8 protein-coding genes are annotated in these 9,905 nt (G+C 46.0%); 5 read left to right on the top strand and 3 right to left on the bottom strand.

The genetic code is table 11. The features are described 5' to 3' along the window. Positions 1–263: 263 nt before the first annotated feature. Entirely contained in the window at positions 264–1,205 is a 942-nt protein-coding gene (locus PENNN9_RS08425) for an ABC transporter permease (RefSeq protein ID WP_156410090.1), read from the bottom strand. A gap of 219 nt (positions 1,206–1,424) precedes the next feature. Next, on the bottom strand, positions 1,425–2,480 hold the full coding sequence (locus tag PENNN9_RS08420; RefSeq protein WP_058369254.1) for a siderophore ABC transporter substrate-binding protein: 1,056 nt from the start codon (positions 2,478–2,480) through the stop codon (positions 1,425–1,427). A gap of 435 nt (positions 2,481–2,915) precedes the next feature. Here PENNN9_RS08420 and PENNN9_RS08415 point away from each other — a divergent pair, with 435 nt between their 5' ends. From PENNN9_RS08415 to PENNN9_RS08405, 3 genes are all read left to right on the top strand, one after another. Then, complete coding sequence (locus PENNN9_RS08415; protein ID WP_058369253.1) at positions 2,916–3,869, top strand: energy transducer TonB; 954 nt, start codon at positions 2,916–2,918, stop codon at positions 3,867–3,869. Between the two features lie 120 nt (positions 3,870–3,989). Further along, complete coding sequence (locus PENNN9_RS08410; RefSeq protein ID WP_058369252.1) at positions 3,990–4,667, top strand: MotA/TolQ/ExbB proton channel family protein; 678 nt, start codon at positions 3,990–3,992, stop codon at positions 4,665–4,667. 112 nt (positions 4,668–4,779) lie between these two features. Next, positions 4,780–5,181 carry an ExbD/TolR family protein gene (locus PENNN9_RS08405; RefSeq protein ID WP_058369251.1) on the top strand — a complete coding sequence of 134 codons (402 nt, stop codon included), beginning with the start codon at positions 4,780–4,782 and terminating at the stop codon, positions 5,179–5,181. Positions 5,182–5,423: 242 nt separating this feature from the next. Here the strand turns inward: PENNN9_RS08405 and PENNN9_RS08400 are convergent, their stop codons facing one another. Continuing rightward, a complete protein-coding gene (locus PENNN9_RS08400) occupies positions 5,424–5,975 on the bottom strand; it encodes a DUF2799 domain-containing protein (RefSeq protein ID WP_058369250.1) in 552 nt (183 codons plus the stop codon). Between the two features lie 355 nt (positions 5,976–6,330). On the opposite strand from PENNN9_RS08400, the gene PENNN9_RS08395 reads away from it, so the two are divergent. Next, on the top strand, positions 6,331–6,927 hold the full coding sequence (locus tag PENNN9_RS08395; RefSeq protein WP_058369249.1) for a hypothetical protein: 597 nt from the start codon (positions 6,331–6,333) through the stop codon (positions 6,925–6,927). Between the two features lie 272 nt (positions 6,928–7,199). Beyond that, complete coding sequence (topA, locus tag PENNN9_RS08390; RefSeq protein WP_082638045.1) at positions 7,200–9,863, top strand: type I DNA topoisomerase; 2,664 nt, start codon at positions 7,200–7,202, stop codon at positions 9,861–9,863. Positions 9,864–9,905 lie beyond the last annotated feature (42 nt).

The following is a 9,905-nucleotide window of genomic DNA, read 5'->3' as shown; positions in this document are numbered from 1 at the left end:
GTAGGTGCCCGTAGCATCTCTTGTCGGCGTAGGCACAGCACGCAAGAAAAATAACTTTTCATTGGGCGACTTGATAGCCATGTATCTGATTTATTTAGATTCAACCATAGTAACAACGCCACGCTTATCTAAGCAGACAACAGGACGAATAAATAAAGAAAAGGGTCGATGGTGGTGAGTCAGCTGCTTGATGGCCAGATGCGTTATTATGCGCTACGTTGTTATGAGGTGCCTTATTACAAAACGCCTTATTACAAGACGCCTTATCGCTCAGCAGGCGCGCGCAATAACAACCATAAAAACAGCACCGTGCCGACCACACCAAACACCGTGGCGACCGGCACTTCAAAGGGGTAGCGGATAGAGCGCCCGATGATATCGCAGAGCAATACTGCCGATGCGCCCAGTAGCGCGACAGCTGGCAAGCTACGGCGCAGCTTATCGCCCATCAGCCGGCTGACGATATTTGGCACCACCAGACCAATAAAAGGAATCATGCCCACCGTCACGACGACGACCGCGCTCATCATCGCCACCATACCGACGCCAAGCCAAGTGACCTGCCGCTTACTAATGCCTAAGTTCAGCGCGATATTATCGCCTAGCCCAACGATGGTTAGCTTATCAGCGATGATATAAGCCAGCACGCACAGCGCGCCCGTTAGCCATAGCAGCTCATAACGCCCTGCCAAAACGCCAGAGAAGTCGCCAAATTGCCAAACACTGAGCATCTGTAACGTCTCGGTCTGATAGGCGATAAAGGTCGTCACCGCCTCGATGATACCGCCAAAGACGATACCGATGAGCGGAATCATCAAAAAATCCGTCGGCGGAATGCGGTGAATGAGTAGCATAAACAGCATCATGCCACCGACTGCCGCAATGGTGGCGACACCCATTTTGACCAGTAGCGCACTGGCAGGGAACAGCAAGCTGACGACCAGCAATCCCAGTGCTGCGCTTTGGGTGGCCCCTACCATCGATGGCTCGACGAAGCGGTTTTTTAGCACCACTTGCATGATCATCCCTGCCACTGCCATGGCGACACCGGTCAAAATAATGGCAATGGTGCGCGGTATGCGGCTCACCAGTAGTAGCGAGCTGTCCGAGTTGGCGCTATGGTTGATGAGGCTATGAAAAATACCAGACCATGAAAAATCCGCCACCCCAATGGATAAACTTAATAACACCAAAAGCCCCATCATGATGAGGCTGGCTGTGTTGATAAGCCATGGCGGTGGGGCCGCATGCCGACGCGTGTGGCTCAGAGCCTTGCTGCCGCTTTGCCAAGGTGATGATGTGGACAAAGCGGGACTGGTCTCAAGACTATTGGCGCGGGCCTGGGCACGCGATGAAAATAACGACATAACGGCTACTGGCTCATTAAATAATAGGTCAAAAAATAGCTGGTATGGTTGCCGCGTTTATTTTGCGCTTGCAAACGCATTTTTTATCGTGGTCAGATCTTGTATCCACTGATAATAACCACCAAAGGCGAGATAAGAATCTGGACTTAGATAAACTACTTGGTCTTTTTGCCACGCGGTGGTTTGGGCGACCAGCGGATTGTCTAAGACCGCTTTGGCACCCACGCTGTCTTCACCGATAGCGGCGCTACGATCGACGACGAATAGCCAATCAGGGTTGGTTTTTTGTAGATACTCAAAAGAGATCGGCTGACCATGACGACCGTCTTTGATTTGATCATCAGCGATCGGCACATTGACGACATTATGAATAAAGCCATAGCGTGAGTCAGCGCCATAGACAGACATTTTATTGCCATTGACCATCACCACCAGACCGGTGCCACTGTCTTTGGTGACGGCTTTGGCCTCTGTGATTAGGCTGTCGATATTGCTTTGTAATTTGGCCGCTTGGGCGCTTTTACCAAACAGCGCGCCAAGATCGTGCAAACGCTGCTTACTCGACTCATAGATGTTGGCCGTATCGATGGTCATATCTAGCGTTGGCGCGATGCTTGAGAGCGCATCGTATTTTTCGGCCATCCGCGAGCCGACCAAGATAGCTTGGGGCTGCATGGCGTTTAGAGCCTCAAGGTCTGGCTCAAATACCGTGCCCACTTCTTTTGGTTCAGGCTGCGTCTCTGAATGCAAGTTGTCCAAATGCAAACCACTTGGCGCTCCATCGACAGCGATGTCCAACGCTGCCAAATCCTGTAGCAAGGTCATGTCATAGACGACCAATGGCGATGGGTTCATTGCCAGATCCATATCCCCTCTGGCGGTATCGACAGTAATGGTATGCGTCGAGACAGCATCGTTATTAGCGACGTTTTCGGCATGGTCAGCGGTTGGGTTTTCGGTCTGAGCGTCTGCTGGCTCTGAGTCGTTGGACTCAGGAGAGCTACAGCCTGCCACACTGATCGTCGCAGCAAGGGCAGTGGCGATCGCCGTCCATAATGGACGTTTAAGTAAAGGAGTAGTAGAACGGGTAGAGGACATGGGGTTAGTAGACATAAATAACTCGGTATATGACGGATATAGGCAGCTTATTAGTAATGTATCTGCCTGTATTGATAAGTAATAAGCACTGATGCTTTTATAGAATAGGACTATAAGACAGGGGCTATCATAAAGTAATTGAGACTCATTATCAATAAAAATGATAATGGTATTTATTACTGAGCATTTTATTTAACTAAAGTAAGTAGGATTATTAGTTAAACATTGCGTTTTTAGCCAAATGTTTTTATAGGCATGCTTTATTATACAAAGAGATTTTTGAGTAGGGAGGCTTAACTAAAATAAGGCCTTTTTAATATAAATAACCTTGCAATAGCAGCAAGATAATCTTTGGCTAACAATAAAATATCATAATTTATTATTGATAATAATTATCGTTTGCACTATCATCTACACCATTCTACCTCAGTTAATGAATATTAGAGTGTTATGAATTCAACGAGTTTAGACGCGCCATCTCCTAAATTGACACTGACAGCTATTGCGATAGCTGCGGCGCTACATGCGCTGACGGTAGTCGCATTAGCATCGCTCAAAACACCTGAGATAGAAGAGCCGCCAAAAAATCAGACGTCGCCTATTGAGATAGAGCTTGTGACTTTGCAAAAAGAGCCTGTCGCAGTGGTGGAGGAGGTGGTTTCTAATATACCGCCAGCTACGCCGCCCGAACCTAAAGCCGCGCCTGCCGTCAAGGCTCAACCAAAACCGGTCATCAAAGAAAAACCACCTAAAGCAACACCACCAAAAAAAGTAACGCCGCCTAAAAAAGTAGTAGAAAAGCAGCCTGACATCGTCAAGACAGAAACGCCAAAAACACCGATAGCTGAGCCTAAAGTTGATACCCAAGCGGCTGATGAACAACGCAGAGCCGAAGAACGTCGTATAAGAGAGCAAGAACAGCGGAAGGCTGAGCAAGAAGCCCGTGACAAAGCAGCAGCGCAAGAGGCTGAGAGGTTGGCGGCAGAGCAAGCTGCTAGAGAAGCTGAAGCACTGGCTGCCCAGCAAGCCGCGCAAAGAGCGGCTCAAGCGAAAGCGGCCAAAGAAGCCGCTGCGGCTGCGGCACAGGCGAAAGCTGCAGCAAGCAATACGCCAGTGAACTTTACTGCCAGTAATGCAGATTGGGCATCGCCGCCGAGATTGAGCTTTCCTGAGCGCGCTGCTCGTAATGCTCGCTCAGGCGATACGTTTAACGTGGTGCTGGTGTTAAGAGTCAATAAGCAAGGTGGTATCGATAGTGTGCGAGTGGCACAGTCTTCGGGCAATCCAAGAGTAGATAAAGAGGCGCAGCGTCAAGTTCGCTCTGGCAAGTTTAAGCCTTTTACACAAAACGGCGTGCCTGTGGTGGGTAATGTAACACTACCCGTCAGCTACGCTGTACCTTAGAGCTTTTTTTATTGAATTTATCTCATTGATTTTAAAAGACATTTATAATTTTTATGATAAGGCTAGCTGTGACATACGTAGCGCTATCATATGATGGTATTAAACATTAAGGATTCTAACATGGACTTTATGCACTACTGGCAAATCAGCGATATGGTGACCAAGACCTTGTTCTTTTTGCTATTGATTTTATCTATTATTTCTTGGGTGACGGGGATTATCCGTGTGCTACAAAGCCGCAAACTGGCTACCACTGTCGCCGACGATTTGAGTCAGCAGATGATGGTCAAGCAGCCTGAGCTGGACGGTTGTGATGCAGCCCAGCGTCGCCTAGTTACTGAGCAAACATTACTCAAGCATATCGGCCGCTACCGCTTTGCCAGTGAGCGCGGCCTGCCTATTCTCGGGACGACCGCTGCGATTGCCCCCTTTATCGGGCTATTTGGGACGGTATGGGGCATCTTTCATGCGCTGCACAATATCGGCATGACCGGACAAGCAGGACTTGGACAAGTGGCAGGGCCTGTCGGTGAGGCATTGATCATGACAGGTCTTGGTATCGCTGTCGCCATTCCAGCGGTGGTGTTTTATAACCTCTCAGTGCGTATCAATCGCCGAGTGATGTACCATGCCAATGACCGTGCCCATGATCTGTTGGCGACATCTGCTAAGCAAGCAGTGGCCAATAGCCATCCAAGTACCGTCCCCGCCGCACAGGTGGCAAAAGATAAGCAGGTCACTCAAAAAGACGCACAGCACACCGCGCACTATCGCAACTCAGCCCCATCGCAGGGATAGTGGCTTCCCTCTAACAAGGTCGTTAAAACTGATGAGGGTAGTGATTAGGTAATGAATGTAAGTGGTAGCGTGAATAACCAAACGAATTGAAAGCAGTATATCGAGGGAAATTATGGCATTTCAACTGGGTGATGATGACGTTCAAAGCATGAATGAGATGAACCTTATACCGCTGATTGATATCATGCTGGTCTTAATGATTATATTTTTGTTGACGGCGACAGTGCTTAATCCTACGGTACCCTTAGATTTGCCAAAGACCAGTGCAGAAGTCAATGAGCCGCCACCAAAAGCCATTCAAATCAGTATTGATAAAGACGCAGGTCTATTTTGGGACAGCGATCCGATTAGTATGGAGGCGCTAGAGGCGAGGCTACAAGAGCAGAGTGCGACAGGCGAAGACCCTTCAGTGCAGCTACGCGCTGACAAAGATAGTAAATACGATACCGTGTCACAAGTGCTGGCCGCTGCGAGTGAAGCCGGACTGTCCAAGATAGCCTTTGTCAATGAGTAACTTTTTAAGTAATTCTTTTTAAGTAATTCTTATAGATGAGCTATATTGAGAGATTAGCAGTTATAACAATAAGCTTGCTAAAAAAACCAACAAACCCAGCAATAAGAATATAACCAAAACAATAAGAAGAATAATTAAAATAATAAATTTTTCCTCCAGCCTCGCTTGGGCAACCTTGTGAGGTTTTCTTTATTATAGAACATTTTAAGTTGTCAGCATTGTTTATCAACATCAGATTATAGTTACCAGCCATAGCTAAATGGACGATAACCGTAACCAAAGCGTCCAGGCCCGTAGCCGAACGGATAAGGCGTGCGTAGATAGTCGAGGTCACGCTGACGGATATAGTAGTAGCGCCCTTGCGAGTAAGCTTCCTCGAGCTTTTCAATACCTTCGAGCGGGCAGACAGGTTGCCAATCATAGCCCTCGCGGCCAAGCTTATAAGCGTTGAGCTCGGTACAATAATTTTTTAGACCTTGTTTGCGTCCTTGCTCCCACTGGATACGGTTAGGCATAGCACCGCTGACGCTTGCACATTGATTGGTATAGTGGCCAAAATAAGCACCTGAGCGCCCGCGGATACCATCTGCATAGCCGACTTCTTGCCAATTGCTGGTTTGACACTGCTGCGGCGTGAGTTTTTTGGTCGTGGCACAGCCTGATAGGGCGAGTACAGCTGTCCCTATTATAGCTAAAACCATACTCGATTTATGCGTTTGTACATTATTTACTGTATTAGGCGCTTTGCTGCGTAAAGCAGCAGTCGAGGAGTTTTGTTTAAAAAGATAGTTCATAATAAACCTGCGCGTGTTTAAAATTATGGTTTATCATAGCATTTTTTGTACGAGCGGCTTTTATATCTTGTTATTGGGTTAAATTATTATCGCTTTTTAAGTGGTTGATATAGAAGTATTTGTTTGCCTGTTATTTATGAAGAGTAGAAGCTTGTGCTTGAATTTTGTGTATAAGACCGCGATATTAGTCTGCACATAGCACCTTGAGAGCGTCTCTTTGTTAGCTAATAGCACATTGGTTTAATATATAGTGCATATAAAAGAGCTGGCCATATCTGATAACGATGGCTAGCAAACAAGTACCATTTATAACGTTAATAGACACTTATTAACCAAACGATAAGGCAAGTTTTTCATGGGGTTATGGATCGCAATTATCATTGTACTATTTGTATTAGGGAGTATGATGGCGCTCAAACCGAACGGTATTGATCAGCGTTTAGACAAGCTGCGTATGACGGCGCGTCGTCTACAGCTTAATCCAAAGCTTGTTGCTTGTCCTGATTGGATCAAAGGCCGTGACAACGAATATGGTCGCGGGATGCTTGGGCAGTACTGCCTTGTGCTCGACGATAGGCAGCTGCCGCATATGCGTTATCAAGTGATTGATGGGCAATGGCGACCAGACAGCAATTTTGTCGATACGAGTACGGATGAGAGTAAGCTTACGATTCCAAGTGTGATTCGTACTCACCAAAGTGGCACCAATACGGTGCTCAAAAAGTCCAATTTTGCTCTAGACAAGGCACCGCTGGATTTGCCTGTCAGTATTGAGCCGTTTGTAAAAGGTTTACTAACTAAATCTAATAGCATTGTTGTTTATTGGGAAGATATCGCTTATGTTCGTCCATTAACCAATCCCAATTACCAATCGAAAATGATTGAGACCGACTTACTGGCGCTTAAAGAAAATCTTGAAAAATGGGCTTCAACCTTGCAAAAACAGCCGTAAAGCTGGTAAAGAAATTTTTCATCTCCATTAAAGGACATTGAGCAGATGCTTTTGGCAAACTCTAAATTATTTAAAGTTGACAGTTTCACTCTTGGCAGTGTAACGTCTTTATAACCATATTTTATTTTATGGTTATTGTTTGTTAAACGACCGTGTTTGTTGGCAGCTATTACTACAATAAATCGCTGAGCTATTATAATTAGCCAATAAAATTGCCATGCTGCTGAATTTATCCTTACTTTTAATTTACTTATATTATGGTGTCGTCACATATGGCAAAAACTACAACCAAAAACGGGGCAACTGCTGCTGACAAGCCGAAAGGTAAGTCTTTAGTCATTGTCGAATCACCAGCCAAGGCCAAAACCATCAATAAATACCTTGGCGATGATTTTATTGTCCGCTCAAGTATTGGTCATGTCCGCGATCTGCCAGTCAGTGCCAGTAAAAGTGCAAAAAAGACAGCTGCGGCCAAAAAAGATGAAAGTTTGAGCAAAGAAGAAAAAGCGCAGCAAGCACTGGTACGCCGTATGGGCGTCGATCCAGAGCACGACTGGGCAGCAGTCTATGAAGTGCTGCCGAACAAGACTAAAGTCATCAAAGAGCTTAAAGCCTTAGCCAAAGACGCTGACAAAATATATCTCGCAACGGATATGGATAGAGAAGGGGAAGCAATCGCTTGGCATTTAAAAGAAGTCATCGGTGGCCCTGATAGTAAGTATCAACGCGTGGTCTTTAATGAGATTACTAAATCTGCCATTCAAAATGCCTTTAAAGAACCATCAAAGCTCGATATCGACCGTGTCAATGCCCAGCAAGCGCGACGCTTTTTAGATCGGGTCGTCGGCTTTATGGTATCGCCATTACTATGGCAAAAGGTCGCTCGCGGACTGTCTGCAGGTCGTGTACAGTCGGTTGCCATGCGCCTAGTGGTCGAGCGCGAGCACGAAATTCGCGCTTTTATACCAGAAGAATACTGGCAGATTCATGCCGATACCCATGTTGCCAACAGTACAGCTAAAAAAGCTGCAAACGCTGAGCAAGCTATTATTCGCTTAGAGGCGACCAAACAAGGTGGCAAAACGCTTAAGCTCGTCAATAAAGAGCAGACTGATAAAGTCTTAGAGGTACTAAAATCAAGCGACTTTATCGTAAAAGAGCGTGAGGAAAAACCGACCCAGTCACGTCCAAGTGCGCCGTTTATTACCTCGACCTTGCAGCAAGCTGCTAGCACACGCTTAGGGTTTTCAGTTAAGAAGACTATGATTTTGGCACAGCGCTTATATGAAGCTGGTCATATTACTTATATGCGTACGGATTCGACCTTCTTGTCTGGAGATGCATTGGCTGCTGCACGTGGCTATATCGAAGACAGCTATGGTGATAAATATGTGCCAGAAAAACCAAACTTTTATGGCAATAAACAAGGTGCACAAGAGGCCCATGAGGCGATTCGTCCATCTAATGTTCATATGAAATCTACTCAGCTCAAAGGCGTTGAGCGCGATGCCATACGTTTGTATGAGCTGATTTGGCGTCAGTTTGTCGCTTGTCAGATGCCACCAGCGAAATACTTGTCAGTAAACTTATTCGTTGGCGCCAGTGATGTCGAGCTAAAAGCTCGTGGTCGCACCATGACCTTTGATGGTTATACTAAAGTCATGCCACCAGCCAAAACAGATGATACGCTGTTACCTGATGTCAAAAAAGGCGATCAGCTCACCGTAGATAAGCTGGATCCAAGTCAACACTTTACTAAGCCGCCACCGCGCTATACTGAAGCGAGCTTGGTCAAAGAGCTAGAGAAAAAAGGCATCGGCCGTCCATCGACTTATGCCTCAATTATTTCAACCATTCAAGATCGTGGTTACGTCAAACTTGAAAATAAGCGCCTATTTGCCGAAAAGATGGGTGATATCGTCACCGACAGATTGACAGCAAGCTTCCCAGACTTGATGGATTATACCTTTACCGCAGCGTTAGAAGATAAGCTTGACCATGTTGCAGAAGGCGATCAAGACTGGAAAGATGTGTTAGATAACTTCTATGGTGACTTTAAGCTTAAGCTTGAACATGCCAAAGATAAAGATGGTATGCGTCCTAATGATCCAACAGATGTACCAGATGTACACTGTGATATTTGCAATCGTCCGATGCAATTGCGTACTGGCTCAACGGGTGTATTCTTAGGTTGTACGGGCTACAACTTACCACCAAAAGAGCGCTGTAAAGGCACAAAAAACTTAATGCCAGTTGAAGCTTTTGCCAATCTTGATGATGCAGAAGGAGACGACGAGGCGGCCGAAGTCAAAGATTTGATGGAGAAAAAACGCTGTCCAAAATGTGGTACAGCCATGAATGGTTATATCGTCGATGGTGGTCTCAAGCTACATATCTGCGGTAACAACCCTGATTGCGACGGTTATATTCTAGAAGAAGGTAAGTTTGAAGTACCGGGTTCAGATGCACCAACCATTGATTGTAATAAGTGTGATGGGCAGATGGAGTTAAAGACGGGGCGTTTTGGTCCTTACTTTGCTTGTCAAAAATGTGATAACACGCGTAAAGTGCTCAAAACGGGAGAAGCGGCACCGCCGCGTATGGATCCAATTCATATGCCGGAGCTCAAATCAACCAAGCATGATGATTATTTTATCTTACGTGAGGGAGCGGCTGGGATGTTCTTAGCAGCGTCTAAGTTCCCAAAAGTACGCGAGACACGTGCGCCAAAGCTTGCTGAGCTACGCGAAGTCAAAGATAAAATGGAAGATAAGTTCCAATATCTGTTTGAAGGGCCAGATGAAGATCCTGATGGTAATCCAACGATTTTACGCTGGTCACGTAAGAAAAAAGAGCAATATATCGGCTCTGAGAAAAACGGCAAAGCCACGCGCTGGGGTGTATATTGGCGTAAAGGCGAGTGGGTAGAAGAATAAACCTCTTTTACCTTTGCCATAAATAGTTTTAAGCACAAAAAA

Origin of the sequence: Psychrobacter sp. ENNN9_III (assembly GCF_001462175.1) — a bacterium.
Taxonomy (GTDB): domain Bacteria; phylum Pseudomonadota; class Gammaproteobacteria; order Pseudomonadales; family Moraxellaceae; genus Psychrobacter.
The sequence above is the reverse complement of the archived record's forward strand: the minus strand, read 5'-3'. Positions and strand labels throughout refer to the sequence as shown.